The organism is Rhodococcus spongiicola (assembly GCF_004011835.1).
In the GTDB taxonomy this organism is placed as follows: domain Bacteria; phylum Actinomycetota; class Actinomycetes; order Mycobacteriales; family Mycobacteriaceae; genus Prescottella; species Prescottella spongiicola.
Map to the genome: position 1 here is coordinate 457,644 of NZ_RKLN01000001.1, position 12,870 is coordinate 470,513.

At 64.3% G+C, this 12,870-nt stretch carries 13 protein-coding genes; 5 read left to right on the forward strand and 8 right to left on the reverse strand.

Annotated features, from left to right (window positions below; genetic code table 11):
* Positions 1-9: 9 nt before the first annotated feature.
* The 3 genes from EF834_RS02125 (at position 10) to pth (ending at position 2,712) form a co-directional block, all read left to right on the forward strand.
* A complete protein-coding gene (locus EF834_RS02125; RefSeq protein WP_127945311.1) occupies positions 10-1,182 on the forward strand; it encodes an aminotransferase class V-fold PLP-dependent enzyme in 1,173 nt (390 codons plus the stop codon).
* A gap of 237 nt (positions 1,183-1,419) precedes the next feature.
* Entirely contained in the window at positions 1,420-2,034 is a 615-nt protein-coding gene (locus tag EF834_RS02130; RefSeq protein ID WP_127945314.1) for a 50S ribosomal protein L25/general stress protein Ctc, read from the forward strand.
* Positions 2,035-2,133: 99 nt separating this feature from the next.
* Positions 2,134-2,712, forward strand: coding sequence for an aminoacyl-tRNA hydrolase (gene pth, locus EF834_RS02135; RefSeq protein WP_127945317.1), 579 nt, complete (start codon positions 2,134-2,136; stop codon positions 2,710-2,712).
* 104 nt (positions 2,713-2,816) lie between these two features.
* Here the strand turns inward: pth and EF834_RS02140 are convergent, their stop codons facing one another.
* The 7 genes from EF834_RS02140 to EF834_RS02170 all read right to left on the reverse strand — a co-directional run bounded on the left by EF834_RS02140 (position 2,817) and on the right by EF834_RS02170 (position 10,378).
* Positions 2,817-3,677 (reverse strand): haloalkane dehalogenase, encoded by an 861-nt coding sequence (locus EF834_RS02140; protein WP_127945320.1) that lies wholly within the window; start codon positions 3,675-3,677, stop codon positions 2,817-2,819.
* A gap of 50 nt (positions 3,678-3,727) precedes the next feature.
* The gene (locus tag EF834_RS02145; protein WP_127945323.1) at positions 3,728-4,102 is read right to left on the reverse strand and encodes a DoxX family protein; all 375 of its coding nucleotides are present in this window, start codon (positions 4,100-4,102) and stop codon (positions 3,728-3,730) included.
* A gap of 240 nt (positions 4,103-4,342) precedes the next feature.
* Positions 4,343-4,546, reverse strand: coding sequence for a hypothetical protein (locus tag EF834_RS02150; RefSeq protein WP_127945325.1), 204 nt, complete (start codon positions 4,544-4,546; stop codon positions 4,343-4,345).
* A gap of 275 nt (positions 4,547-4,821) precedes the next feature.
* Positions 4,822-5,523 carry an Imm52 family immunity protein gene (locus EF834_RS02155; RefSeq protein WP_127945327.1) on the reverse strand — a complete coding sequence of 234 codons (702 nt, stop codon included), beginning with the start codon at positions 5,521-5,523 and terminating at the stop codon, positions 4,822-4,824.
* A 13-nt stretch (positions 5,524-5,536) separates the two neighbouring features.
* Positions 5,537-6,646, reverse strand: coding sequence for a Tox-REase-5 domain-containing protein (locus tag EF834_RS02160; RefSeq protein WP_127945329.1), 1,110 nt, complete (start codon positions 6,644-6,646; stop codon positions 5,537-5,539).
* Positions 6,646-6,948, reverse strand: a complete 303-nt coding sequence (locus EF834_RS02165) for a hypothetical protein (RefSeq protein ID WP_127945331.1) — start codon at positions 6,946-6,948, stop codon at positions 6,646-6,648. Before EF834_RS02165 ends, EF834_RS02160 begins: the two co-directional genes overlap by 1 nt.
* A gap of 235 nt (positions 6,949-7,183) precedes the next feature.
* Positions 7,184-10,378, reverse strand: coding sequence for a type I restriction endonuclease subunit R (locus tag EF834_RS02170; protein WP_127945334.1), 3,195 nt, complete (start codon positions 10,376-10,378; stop codon positions 7,184-7,186).
* A gap of 171 nt (positions 10,379-10,549) precedes the next feature.
* Here EF834_RS02170 and EF834_RS02175 point away from each other — a divergent pair, with 171 nt between their 5' ends.
* A complete protein-coding gene (locus EF834_RS02175; protein WP_235870957.1) occupies positions 10,550-11,053 on the forward strand; it encodes a hypothetical protein in 504 nt (167 codons plus the stop codon).
* Positions 11,054-11,094: 41 nt separating this feature from the next.
* Complete coding sequence (locus EF834_RS02180) at positions 11,095-11,757, forward strand: DUF4352 domain-containing protein (RefSeq protein WP_127945336.1); 663 nt, start codon at positions 11,095-11,097, stop codon at positions 11,755-11,757.
* A gap of 208 nt (positions 11,758-11,965) precedes the next feature.
* Here the strand turns inward: EF834_RS02180 and EF834_RS02185 are convergent, their stop codons facing one another.
* Positions 11,966-12,862, reverse strand: coding sequence for a hypothetical protein (locus EF834_RS02185; RefSeq protein ID WP_127945339.1), 897 nt, complete (start codon positions 12,860-12,862; stop codon positions 11,966-11,968).
* Positions 12,863-12,870 lie beyond the last annotated feature (8 nt).

The window sequence follows — 12,870 nt, forward strand, 5'->3', positions numbered from 1 at the left end:
GAATTGCCGATGCTCGACCTCGAACAGCTTCGACGCGATACACCTGGGTGTCTCGACCGGGTGTTTCTCGACAGCGCAGGATCATCCCTGCCGCCGCAACCAGTGCTCGCCACCGTGATCGGACATCTCCGGCGCGAGGCTGAGGTAGGTGGGTACCTCGCGGCCGCCGAACGTGCCGACGACCTCGCGGCAGTGCGTCGTTCACTCGCACACCTGATCGGAGCCGAGCCTGCCGAGATCGCCCTCGTCGACAGCGCCACCCGGGCGTGGAACGAGTTCGTCGCCGCGATCCGCTTCGTGCCCGGCGACCGAATCCTGATCTCTCGAGTCGAATACGCCAGCAACGCGATCACCGCACTGCACCGTGCCCGCGCGGCTGGTGCAACCGTGGAGGTCATACCGAGCGACGCATCCGGTCGCATCGACCTGGACTCTCTCGAACGGATGCTCGACGACCGCGTTCGCCTCGTCTCGCTGGTTCACGTTCCGACCAATGGCGGGTTGATCAACCCGATCCGGGAGGTAGTGGAGATCGCGCACCGTCAAGGCGCGCTGGTCCTGCTCGACGCCTGCCAGTCGGTGGGCCAGCTCCCGATCGACGTGGCGGCTCTCGGTGTCGATGCGCTGTCGGCGACCGGCAGAAAGTGGCTTCGTGGACCTCGTGGCACCGGATTTCTCTACCTGCGAGGAGAACTCGTCGAACGGCTGGACCCGGTTGCACTCGATCTGCGGAGCGCCGAGTGGACCGGACCTGACACCTACCGGCCGGCGCCGAACGCGACACGCTTCGAACTGTGGGAGTACGACGTGGCGGCGCGACTCGGGCTCGGTGTCGCCGCCGACTATCTCCTCGACATCGGAATCGACTACGTCGCACGCGCAATCGCCGAGAGGGCCGACGCGATGCGAACGGGGCTGAGCAGCCTGAAGGGTGTCACCGTTCGGGACCTCGGAACCGACCGCAGCGGCATCGTCACATTCACCGTCGACGGTATCGATGCGATGCGCGCTCGAGAACAACTGGTGGACAAACAGATAACGGTTACGGCGAGTCCCCGATCGTCGACCTTGTTGGACATGAGTGCTCGCGGACTCGACGCCGTCGTCCGCGCATCCCCGCACTACTTCGTGTCCGAGGGGGACATCGAGACCTTCCTGGAGGCCGTCGCGGGACTAGCCTGATCGTCCGTCACCCCCGCTCCACCCGCTTACGGGTCCTTTTGCGATCGCCTCGGGCGTCCGGTAATGTACTTCGAGTTGTCTCGGCGAGGGCGATTCGCGCGGCACCGCGCAGTCACCGTGATCGACGCGGCCACGGCTCCGATAGAGCAGTTGCTCCGGCCGTTCGTGTCCGTTCGCCCCTCATCGCGACGAACGAAGTCAACGCATATCTCACGTGAGTTGTAGGAGCCGTTTCACATGTCTGACGAAGATCGTCTCGTAGCCGCCGTACGTACCGAATTCGGCAAGGGCGCCGCCCGCCGTGCCCGTCGCGATGGCCAGGTTCCCGCCGTACTGTACGGCCACGGCACCGATCCGCAGCACCTGAACCTCCCGGCCCGTGAACTCGCCGGCATCCTGCGTGCCCACGGCACCAACGCCGTCATCAACCTGGATATCGACGGCAAGCAGCAGCTGGCGCTGACCAAGTCGGTCGTCGTTCACCCGCTCCGTCGCCACATCGAGCACGCCGACCTGCTCATCGTCCAGAAGGGCGAGAAGGTCTCCGTGGAGGTCCCCGTCGTCGTCACCGGCGCCGCGGCTCCGGGCGCCCTGGTCACCGAAGAGGTCACCGCGATCAAGCTCGAGGTCGAGGCCCTGCACATCCCCGAGTCGGTCGAGGTCTCCGTCGAGGGCGCCGAGATCGGCACCCAGGTCCTGGCCGGTGGCATTACGCTCCCGGAGGGCGCAACCCTGGCCGACGACGCCGAGTTGCTGGTCGTCAACGTCGTCGCCTCCCCGTCCGCCGCGGCTCTCGGTACCGAAGAGGAGACCGAGGAAGAGGCCCCCGAGGAGACGGCCGCCGAGGTCTGATCAGCCGCACGCTGACCGTCCAGCGGCGCGTCGACCCCAGTCGGGTTCGGCGCGCCGCTGTTGTATGGAAGAGATGCGTATGGAAAGGATGCTCGACCAGTGAGTGAAGAGTCCGGGACGGCAATCGTCGTCGGCCTGGGGAACCCGGGTCCCCAGTACGAGAAGACCCGCCACAACATCGGGTTCATGGTGGCAGACACGCTCGTCGGACGCCTGGGCGGAAAGTTCAGCGCCCACAAGCGCAGCGGCACCGAGATCGTCCAGACCCGACTGGTCGGCCGCCAGGTCATCCTCGCGAAGCCACGCTCATACATGAACCTCTCCGGCAGGGGAGTTTCGGGGCTGGCCCAGTTCTTTTCTGTCGAGCCGGGAAACATCGTCGTCATCCACGACGAACTCGACCTCGATTTCGGCACGATCCGACTCAAGCAGGGCGGCGGTGAGGGCGGCCACAACGGGTTGCGTTCCATCTCGAACGCGCTCGGCACCAAGGACTATCTACGTACCCGGATCGGCATCGGACGTCCCCCGGGTCGCCAGGATCCGGCCGACTTCGTCCTCAAGCCCTTTTCCAGCGTCGAGCGCAAGGAACTCGACCTGGTGTGCGAGCAGGCCGCCGACGCCGTCGAGCTGGTGCTGCATCTCGGGCTTGAGGCGGCGCAGAACCGGTTGCACTGAACCGGTTGCACTGAACCGGTTGCACCGAACCGGTTGCACCGAACCGGTTGCACCGAACCGGTTGCACCGAACGGGATGCACTGCTTCCCATCAAGACCGCTGTCTCAGCCGAAGCGTAGGACGATCGCCTCGGCAATTCGGGCGGGAGCATCCTCTTGGAAGAAATGGCTCGCGTCGGGCAACTCCAACAGGACGTGATCGGGAAACGTGGCCTGCATGCGCGGAATCATGCGGTTGGGCTTGAAGGCGGAATCCTTCATACCCCATAGGATCAGCGCCGGCTTCGTTCCGAGCTTGATCGGCACGTCACGGGAAAGGCGCTCGAGCAGCGGACGGGCTGCCAGGATCTGCTTGGGCATCTCCGCTACGCCCCGTCGCGCCTCCCGCGAGGGTTGAACTCCGCGATAGTGGGCCATCTCCTCGGGCTTCAGTGAGCGCGACGTTCCCAGCGGGATGATGCGTTCGACGAAGAAGTTGTTGTTCAGAATGGCGCGCTGCATGGGACCACTCGACATCACCCTGCTGAAGAGCTTCATCGTCGGGCTGTCCGCAGGCCAGAACCATGTGTTGCCCAAGACGACGCCCCGCACGCGATCAGCGCGCGCGGTGTCGACCGCCATGCTGATCGGACCACCCCAATCCTGACCGAATGACACGTACCCGTCCAGGTCGAGGTGGTCGACGAGCGTACCGACGACGAATGCCTGCTCTTCGATGGAGTACCCGAAAGCCTCAGGGTGATCGGACAATCCGAATCCAAGATAGTCAACCGCGATGCACCGGAAACGATCCCGCAGTCTGGTGATGATGTCGCGATACAGGAAGCTCCACGTCGGGTTGCCGTGGCAGAACAGGATCGGCGGGCCCGTGCCTTCGTCGATGTAGTGCACCCGTCCGTGCGGGCTCTCGAACCAGCGTGAAGTGAACGGGTACAGCTCCGGATCCGGTGTGAAATCGACCTTCATCGTTCCTCCTGCGTCCTGGGGCTCGAAACGCACAATCCCGAACGGTCGACTCAACCCCAGTTCGCGAATCGGCCAATCGCAACGAATACGGCCAGAGCCAGCAAGACGACGTTCACCGGCAGCATCTGAATTTCGTTGCGCCGGATGTGGAAGATCATTGCCCCGACCTGAACGATCGCCAGTCCGGTCGCCGCCAACGGCGTCAGCACCTCCGCGATGCCAGTGGCCTGCGGAAGGATGAGGCCGATTGCGCCCAGCAGTTCCGCTGTCCCGATCGCGCGGACCGATCTGGCGGACAGATCCCGGGCCCAAGCCGTTCTCGGGTTCTCGATGAGCTTCTCGTACGGCACCGCCACCTTCATCAGGCCGGCCCCCAGATACACGACGGCCAGGACCACGGCGACGACCCACAGGGTGACGTTCACAGTTCCTCCTCAGGTCGGCTGAGATGCACTGCCCACCCGATTCTCCACCGCGAGCGCGCCTGATTGGGAGGAATCGCGAATCGTCGGAGTTGGGGAAGTCAGGCCGCGATGGTCGGCGCGATGACTTACATGGTTGTCGGCGCCGTAGAGTTGCGTCGCCGCTGTCTCTGTGGCTGGGCTTGTATCCCCGGTGTCTGCGTTGTGGTGGTCGGATTCGGGCGTCGAGGAGATAGTCGAGGTCTAGGTCGACGGGCGAGTAGTGGGGGTCGCGACGATCCGGCTGCCGGTGAGTCCGGCGAGGAGATCGTCGTCGATTCCATCGCGCAGGCAGCGGCCGGGTGTCGGGTCTCCGAGCTTCCCCTGGGGCTCGGTGATGGTGATCCGGGCGGTCGGGTCGACCCGTTCCAGCTGGCCCGGGCCTGCCCGACCTGCCTGGCGGTCCAATAGCCGAGGGTCTTGCGGCGTCTTGCGGCGGTGATACTTTCGGCATAGGCAGGCCAGGTTGGACTCGATGTCAGCCCGCCCGAAGCAGGATCGTCTTGTCCGCGCGGGGTGGGATTGACCGATATCGGCGCTCGGCCGCGGCGCCGGCGAGCCGCCCTGGTCGGCGTATGTGAGCGTCAGAGCCTGCCGCCATGTGGCGGCGGCAAGATCGCGAGCGCGGTCGGCGTCGATGGGGCCTTGGCCGATTGCCTTCAGTGCTTCTCGAAGTACCTGCTCTAGTTCCCGTATCCGAGCGCCCGCCGCACCGTGAGCGCGTCGTCGAAACTCGGGTCCGACGGGCTGCCGTGCAGTTCGATCCACACCCCCTCGGTCGTCTCGTCGACCCGGGCGAGGCCGGTCAGCGCCGCGCTGTCGAGGTCTATATCGTGGCCAACGTACGTCAGCCAGCCGACGGGGCGTTCGCCGCGTCGTGCGGCACGAGCGTTGATTCCCTGTGCCTTGCGGAAGGGGTGGGTAATGACAAAGCCGTAGTCGGCATCCCAGGGTTCGACGATTGCGGCGAGTGATTCGCGTAGCGCAATCGGGTCAAGCGACTCTGGCGAAGCCCAGTCTGGGTGCGGGAACTCGAGCAGGATATTGTTCCCCAGCGTGTCGTCTGCACCGCACCGGATTTCGAGTTTCACTGGGTGCCCATCGTGGAGCCGTGCGAAGCGCACTGTGAAGCCACCACCCGGCATGAGCTCGCCTCGGTCGTTACGCAGCGCTGTCGATTCCACGTAGTCCGCGAGGGCGTCGTCCGCAATCGGTACAGGGTGCAGATCCTCCGGGGCGCTGGCTTCGGGCTTTGAGATTCGCCAGCTGGTGTAATAGCCCTGGATGTCTGGAAGACCGGCGAGTGTGGCGCGGATTGCGTGCGCACACTCGAGCGGGGTCTGTGCGCGACCACCCCAACGGGCGTTCGAGTAGAGCCGTTCCATTTCTGCCCCTTCGTTACTCTGCCGGCACCCAAACGACGTCGATTCCGTCGATTCCTCGTTCGTCAAGCAGGCGTTCGATCGCTTCCGCTGACTTCTCTTCAGCAACCCGCCACTCTATCGTCGCGTCCCCTCCGCTGGCTTCCACTGCGCGGATCTGACGTTGCGCTTGGTCTACAAGGCTTTCGTCGCCTTTCCACCAGGGTTGGAAATTGCCATCCTTGTCGAGGAACTGGTCATACCCGGGACCCTTAGCTTCGACTAGTGTCCCGGGCTCGTCATCTCCACCTGCTTCCCAACCGTCGAACTTGACACCTTCGACCTCGTACTCGGTGCCGGACGATGCGCCAGTGACCTGTTCCTCGTATGCCTTCGAGCGGTCGGAGACACCGTCCCGATTGACCTCAGCCCACTCCCCCGGCCCGTTGTCTGAGAGGAACTGTGAAGGGATGTGGGAGAGGATGTCTTCGATGGAAGCGATGCCGTCGAACTTGTCGATGAGGTAGGCGATGACAGCGGCACCGGTGACCACACCGGCTGCGACGAGCGCCCAGGCCGTGATCTCGACGGCTACACCGAGTCCAGCGATCGCGACCGGCAAGAACCCTCGAACGTTGCCGTTGGTGAGAGTCAGAAGTTCGATGGCCTGGTCGATCGCGGTGGCGGCGTCGGTGTCGGCTGTAGCGAGCGTTCCGAGGCCACTCGAGATTTCCTGCACCCACTCGTCGATGACGGCCTGATCGACGTCGCCGGAGCCGGGTGTGACCACCCAGTCGTCAGTGACGACGAGGCCCTCTGCTTCGGCGTATCGCGCTGTAGCGAGGAGTCGTTGTCGTGCGGTGTCGAGGTCCGCGATGGCGGTGATCCCGTTCTTGCGTAGCACGCGGAGGGCATCCGCGCGGTCGATGGCGTGGCCTCTGATCTGCGCCAATTTCTCGACAGCGGCGGCGTGCGCGTCTCCTGTCCATCCTCCGGTGTCGGGCAGGTTCGCCAAGCGCAGGTTGAGTGCTCCGAAATGGTCTTCGATCTGGTCGGCAAGGCCAGCGAGGGCTGAGAGTGCGTCATAGGGGACGTCGGGGTGCCAATTGGCTATCTGGTTCCGTCCGTAGCCCCCGGAAAGTTCCATCAGCCGGGCTCGATCGCATTGAGGTTCGCTGTGGTGACATATTCGGTCGTCTCGTAATCATCGGCGGTGTCGGATAGGGCGGCGGTGGTCGCTTCGAGATGTTCGGTGAGTTCACCGAGCGTGACGGCAATGGCCGCATCTGCGTCGGAGAGTGCCCTGGCTGCGACTGATCCGGTCAGGTGCTCCGAGGCGCCGGCGAGGCGATCGATGGTGACCTCGGCAGCAAAGTAGTCGCGGGAATGAATGAACTCACTAGCGAGTGCGCGTAGTTGTGCCGGGTCGACTTCGAGCGGCGTACTCATGGATCCCCCCAAGGACTTCGTGGCAGCGAGTATGTCAAGCGAGGAGAATTCGGACAAACCGCACCGTACGCGTCGAAGCGGCACGTGCGGCCAGCATCCGTGGTTTGGGCAGCGAGGACGCCGAAGCAAGCCAGGATCAACTTCCCGCATTCCAACGAGGTCTGTTGTCATGGCTACCAGCGGGCACGGGAGTAGAACCGAGTGTGCCCTGGCGAGAGGAATCTTGTCGACCAGGTCAGGCCGCCATGGTCGGCGCGATGACCTCCATCTGCTCGATCACCAGCTTGATGGCCTCGGGCTGACGGTCCGGCGGGTAGCCGTGTCGAGTGAGTAGTCGCTTGATCTGCGATCGTAGCCGCGCCTTGACGTCCTCCCGGACGGTCCAGTCGGTGGATGCGTCGCGCCGCATCACCGCGACGAGGTCACGGGCGATGTCGGCAAGCTTGCCCTCTCCCTGCTCCTCGACCGCAGACTCGTTCTGGGCGACAGCGTCGTAGAAGGCGAGTTCGTTCTCGTCCAGCGGCGGTGTGAACTGGCTTCCTCGATCAGATTCGGCGGCGACTTCTTTGGCCATCTCGACCAGCGCGGTGATCACCTCCGCGGAAGTCAGTTGGCTGTTGGTGTACTTGACCATCAACGCCTGCAGTCTCTCCGAGAATGCGCGCTGGCGGACGACGTTGTGCTTCGCCGCCTTCCGGGACTCGTCCGTGATCAGCTTTCGCATTGCCTCGATCGCGAGGTTCGGGTTCTTCGCTTGCTGGGCCCGACGGACGAAGTCGACGTTGATGTCCTTCAGCGACGGCTTCGGCATGCCGGCCGCGTCGTAGATGTCTAGAACCTCACCGGACTCGACGGATGCCGCCATCAACTGGCGCAGCGCCCGCTGCACGTCCTCCGGTACCGCCTGGCCTCGTGCGTAGCGATCCTCGGCGTCAAACTTGGCCATGTAGACGCGAACTTCCTCGAAGAACTTCGCGACCGGTGCCTGCTCCCGCAGCGCCTCGTGGCTGCCACAGATCGCCCACACCCGAGACAGCTGCGACGCGAACTTGCGGTAACGAGCCGCGAGGGTCTCCTGCCCCTCACCCACCTGGTTCTCTGGATTCCGGGGATCACGCAGGTAGTTGACGGTCGCGTTGGCGGCGTCGAAATAGGCGCGGGGACCGGGCCTGTGCAGCTGCTCGCGCCAGTCGAATCCGTGCAGGATGTTCTCGATAATCTTGATGAGGTTCTTGGCGGTGTCGACCGCGGCACCGATGTCCTTGCCGATCGGCTTGTTCGCACGGTCGGCCTCGGTGTATTCAGCGAGCGCCTGCGTGAGATTGTCGGCGACGGGCGCGTAGGCGACGAGAAGCCCGTCCTGCTTGCCGCGGAAGGTCCGGTTGACGCGGGCGAGCGCCTGCATCAGCAGCGCACCCTTGAGCGGCCGGTCCAGGTACATCGTGTGCAGTGGCGGCGCGTCGAAACCGGTGAGCATCATGTCCTTGACGATGACCAGTTCGAGTTCGTCGTCGATGTCCTTGAGCCGCTTTTTGATCGCCGCGTTCTCGGAATCGCGCCGTACATGGTCGATGATCGGCGATGTGTCGCTAGGGTTGCCGGAGTAGACGACCTTGATCTTTCCAGTGGAAAGATCGTCGCTGTGCCAGTCGGGGCGCAGCGCCACGATCTCTCGATACAGGTTGGCGCAGATCTCCCGGGTCGCACCGACGATCATCGCCTTCCCCGCCGCAGCCGGGTTCTTCTCCGAGCCTACGAACGGGTTCATCGCCGCACGCCGCGCCTCCCAGTGCTCGACGAGATCGCCGGCGAGCTTCTTCAATCGGGTCGGCGCACCGTAGACCGCGTTGATGACGGCGACGCTCTTCTCGATTCGGTCGCGCTCGGTGTCGTCGAGGCCGAACGTCGCCTCATCCGCCGAAGCGTCAATGTCCTTCTCCGAGACGTCCTCGGCGAAAGACACTTTCACGAGCCGGCTCTCGAAGTAGACCGGGACGGTGGCACCGTCCTCGACGGCGCGGGTCAGGTCGTAGATGTCAATGTAGTCACCGAACACGTCTCGGGTGTTGCGGTCCTCGAACGAGATCGGGGTTCCGGTGAAGGCGATCAGCGTGGCGTGCGGCAGCGCGTCACGAAGGTGCCGCGCGTACCCGTCGAGGTTGTCGTAGTGGCTGCGGTGCGCTTCGTCAACCATGACGATGACGTTGCGGCGATCGGTCAGCAACGGATGGCTGGCGCCCGAATGCCGTTCGTCTGCGGTCCGCCCGAACTTCTGCAGGGTCGTGAAGTAGATGCCGCCCGTGGTGCGCCCGGACAGCTCCTGTCGCAGCTCCTCACGCTTGCGGATCTGCTTGGGCTGCTCCGGCAGCAACCGGGACCGCAGGAAGGTCTCGTAGAGCTGGCCGTCGAGCTCGGTGCGGTCGGTGATCACCACGATCGTCGGGTTGGCCAGCTGCGGGTGCCGGATCACCTGATTCGCGTACAGCTCCATTTCCATGGACTTGCCCGAGCCCTGGGTGTGCCACACGACGCCGGCCTTGCCGCTGCTCCCGACGGCTTGCGCCGTGGAGCCCACTGCCTTGGTGACGGCAAAGTACTGGTGTGGCTTGGCGACTCGCTTGAGCAGTCCGTTCTCGTCGTGGTCGAACGCGGTGAAACTGCGTAAGAGCTGCAGGAAGCGTTCCTGATTGAACAGGCCGTGGAGGGCGGTGTCGAGCGGTGTCGCACCGTCGAGGGTGTCGGTGGTGACGGGTTTGCCGTAGTCGTCAACGTTCCACGGAGAGTAGTGGTTGAACGGGGTGAACGGTGTCCCGTAACGAGCGGTGATGCCGTCCGATATCAGGTTGAAGACAACGAACCTGAAGGCGAGCGGGAACTCCTTCAGGTAGGTGCCCAACTGCGCATGCGCCTGGACCAGCCCGGCATTCTCTGCGCCGGCCTTCTTGAGTTCGACGATGCTGACCGGCATCCCGTTCATATACAGGACGATGTCGAATCGCCGACGGTGATCGCCCTTGACGATGGTCACCTGGTCGACCGCGAGCCAGTCGTTCTGGTCCGGGTCCTGAGACAGCAATCGGATGGTGGGCGTGACCTCCTCACCCGCGTCGTCGACGTAAGAGATCTTGCGCAGTCCCTCGGTGAGGAAGCCGTGGATCGTCTCGTTCTCGGCGATGGCGTCGCTCGACCGAGCATTCGCGATCTCAGCCACGGCCTGATCGACGACGTGTTCGGGGAGGTCCTTGTTGAACCGCACGATCGCCTGCCTCAGCCGCGGCACGATCAGCAGCTCGTCGAGTGACGCACGCTCTTCGTTGCCCGGTGCGATTTCCGTCCCGCTGAGGTGCTTCCACCCCAGTTCCCCGAGGACGTCCAGAGCCATCTGCTCCCAATCGTTCTCGGTCAATCCACGGCTCTCGATCACTGCCATGCCCTCCCTCGAGTCATCACAACACGGCAAACAGTACCGGCCGGACACAAGCGGGTCTGACGGCAGCGGCAGACCAGTCGATAACCCCGGTTATCGGCGCAGCACTTGGCTCTGCATCCGAGTCGTTCGCAGGATATGGACATCACTTCGACCGAACCAGGGAGTCTGTCTGTGACTGTGCCTATCGACCCCAACCTTTCACCCGTTGCTCCAGTCGAGCCCGAGCAGCGGACGCCGGCTCGGCGCCCCTTCTGGCTGGGTGTGGGTGTCGGTGTCGTCGCAGCGGCGACCGTCGGTGGTATCGCGTTCGGCGCGGTCGCCGGTGTCCGCGCTCTGAGCGCGCCGGCGACGTTCGAGATCACCGGCACGCTCACGCTGAACGGCAAAGCGACCACGACCGGACTGCCGACCGGATTCTCGTGCGCCGGCACCAGCGGTTACGACGACCTGTCTCCCAATGCCGCAGTGAAGGTTTCCGACGAGTCCGGAACCCTGCTCGCGAAGGGCCACATGATCGGAAGCGTCGGAGGTTCCGGCTATTGCATCTTTGACTTCGCCGTCACCGACGTGCCCCGAGGCAGCAAGTTCTACGAGGTCGAGATCGCCCGCCGTGGCGGCCTCTCCTACACCGAAGTCGAAGCCGAAGAAGGTCTGTCGCTGTCGATCGGCGACTGACCACCATCCCTCAACCCGTTCCATTTGAAAAGGACATCAGCATGACCATTCCTCAGCAGCCCTTCCAGGGCCAGCCCGTGCCCCAAGCTCCTCAGCAGCCGATCAACAAGAAGTCCAAGAAGTGGCCGTGGATCGTCGGCGTGATCGCCGCATTCATCGTGATCGGCGCGGTCTCCGGCGGAGAGGACGACAAGAAGTCGACGGACGCAGCGTCCCCTGCCGAGGTCGCCGCTGTCGACGCGGTCTCGTCCGCCGCCCCTGCACCAGCCGCCCCGGCTCCGGCACCGGCTCCGGCTCCGAAGCCGGTGCCCGGGATGGGCACGCCCGTGCGAGACGGGAAGTTCGAGTTCGTCGTCACCGATGTCGTCACAGGGCTGAGCACAGTCGGGGACAACCCGTTCCTCACCGAGCAGGCACAGGGCCAGTTCGTGGTCGTGACGATGACGGTGCAGAACACGTCCGACAAGCCGAAGGGACTGAGCCCGGACAACCAGGAGATGTATGACACGCAGGGCCGCAAGTTCACCGCCGACACGATGGCCGGCATCGCCCTCGATTCGGAAGTGTCGATCTGGGACGAGATCAACCCCGGCAACAAGGTGACGATGAAGGTCGTCTACGACATGCCGGCCGACGCCGTGCCGGCCGAAATGGAACTGCACGACTCGATGTTCTCGGGCGGTACTCGCGTCGCCCTCAAGTAAAGACTGGTCCTGGCGGGCGCGAGCGCTGGGGGGTGCACGCGCCCGCCAGGACCTCTTCGCAACACCCGGCGTCAGAGGGTGGGGCCTCGCCGAGGTGCCGATTTCGGCACCTCGGCGAGGCCCTTGTCGTGTGCCGGATTCCGGCGTGTCGAGGCAGTGTGTCGTCGCCGGAAACCAGTCCGCCCTCCACGTCCGCGCGCGGGGACACTTAGGTCGACGTGTTCCAGCGTTGCTTGAGGTCGTCCACGGTCGGGGTGGATGTCTGACGCTTCCCAGCGCCGGGCTTCGACGACTGCTTGCGCGGTCGCTGAGACCGCGGCGGTGTCATACCACGTTCTCGGCGCCGGGCAGCCAGCGCATACATCGCTTCGCGGCCTTCGGCACGAATCTTGGCCACACCCGGCACCTCGCTCGCTGCGGACACCGATTGTTCGAGTGGACGTGCGTTGAGCGCCGCGAGTGCCCTTCTTGCAGAAGCGACCTCGCGTTCGAGATGAAGGCATTCGGCACAGCACCATCGGTCCTCGAACCGCTCGAATCTGCCTTTCGGGGACTGGCATACACCGCACCTCTTGGGCTGAGGCATCTTCGACTGTTTGGCTGCCGGCGCCGATCGTGGCTGCGCACTCTTCTCCGGTACCGGGTCGGACTGCGCAGCCGCCGGAGGCGCTGACGGGGTCGGCTCAGTAGGCCCAGGTGGTGTGAGACTGGCAAGTTCCGCTCGGAGAAGCGAAATCTGCTCGCGCTTGACGACAATCAGATCGGAGAGTTCCGGCGCAAGACCTGCGGGCGATTCTTCGAGGTAGCGAAGTTCGTTCTGGGCCCGCGAGATCTCGGTCTCGAGATCGGTGAACCGCCGCCGTTTGGCAATCGCCTTCTCACACGCATCGAGGCCACCGTCCGGCAGGGTTGACTTGCCGAAGGCCGCCATCGCCAACTCGGTACGGGCCCGATTCCAATCCTTGACCAGCTGCTGGAGGTCGACCTCGAGGGATTCTTCTTCCCGGACGAGTTCGAGCGCGTACTCGAGTTCGTCGGCCAGTTTCTGCGCTGCCGCCCGCGCTTGCTGGAGTAGGACGTCGAGCTTGTCAGTGGGCGTCGTCAATTCGGGTC

Bases quoted from the DNA above. Each gene is read 5' to 3' on its own strand.
- EF834_RS02125 (WP_127945311.1), top strand. From the start codon at position 10: ATGCTCGACCTCGAACAGCTTCGACGCGATACACCTGGGTGTCTCGAC.
- EF834_RS02130 (WP_127945314.1), top strand. From the start codon at position 1,420: ATGTCTGACGAAGATCGTCTCGTAGCCGCCGTACGTACCGAATTCGGC.
- EF834_RS02140 (WP_127945320.1), bottom strand. From the start codon at position 3,677: ATGAAGGTCGATTTCACACCGGATCCGGAGCTGTACCCGTTCACTTCA.
- EF834_RS02155 (WP_127945327.1), bottom strand. From the start codon at position 5,523: ATGGAACGGCTCTACTCGAACGCCCGTTGGGGTGGTCGCGCACAGACC.
- EF834_RS02160 (WP_127945329.1), bottom strand. From the start codon at position 6,646: ATGGAACTTTCCGGGGGCTACGGACGGAACCAGATAGCCAATTGGCAC.
- EF834_RS02165 (WP_127945331.1), bottom strand. From the start codon at position 6,948: ATGAGTACGCCGCTCGAAGTCGACCCGGCACAACTACGCGCACTCGCT.
- EF834_RS02170 (WP_127945334.1), bottom strand. From the start codon at position 10,378: ATGGCAGTGATCGAGAGCCGTGGATTGACCGAGAACGATTGGGAGCAG.
- EF834_RS02180 (WP_127945336.1), top strand. From the start codon at position 11,095: ATGACCATTCCTCAGCAGCCCTTCCAGGGCCAGCCCGTGCCCCAAGCT.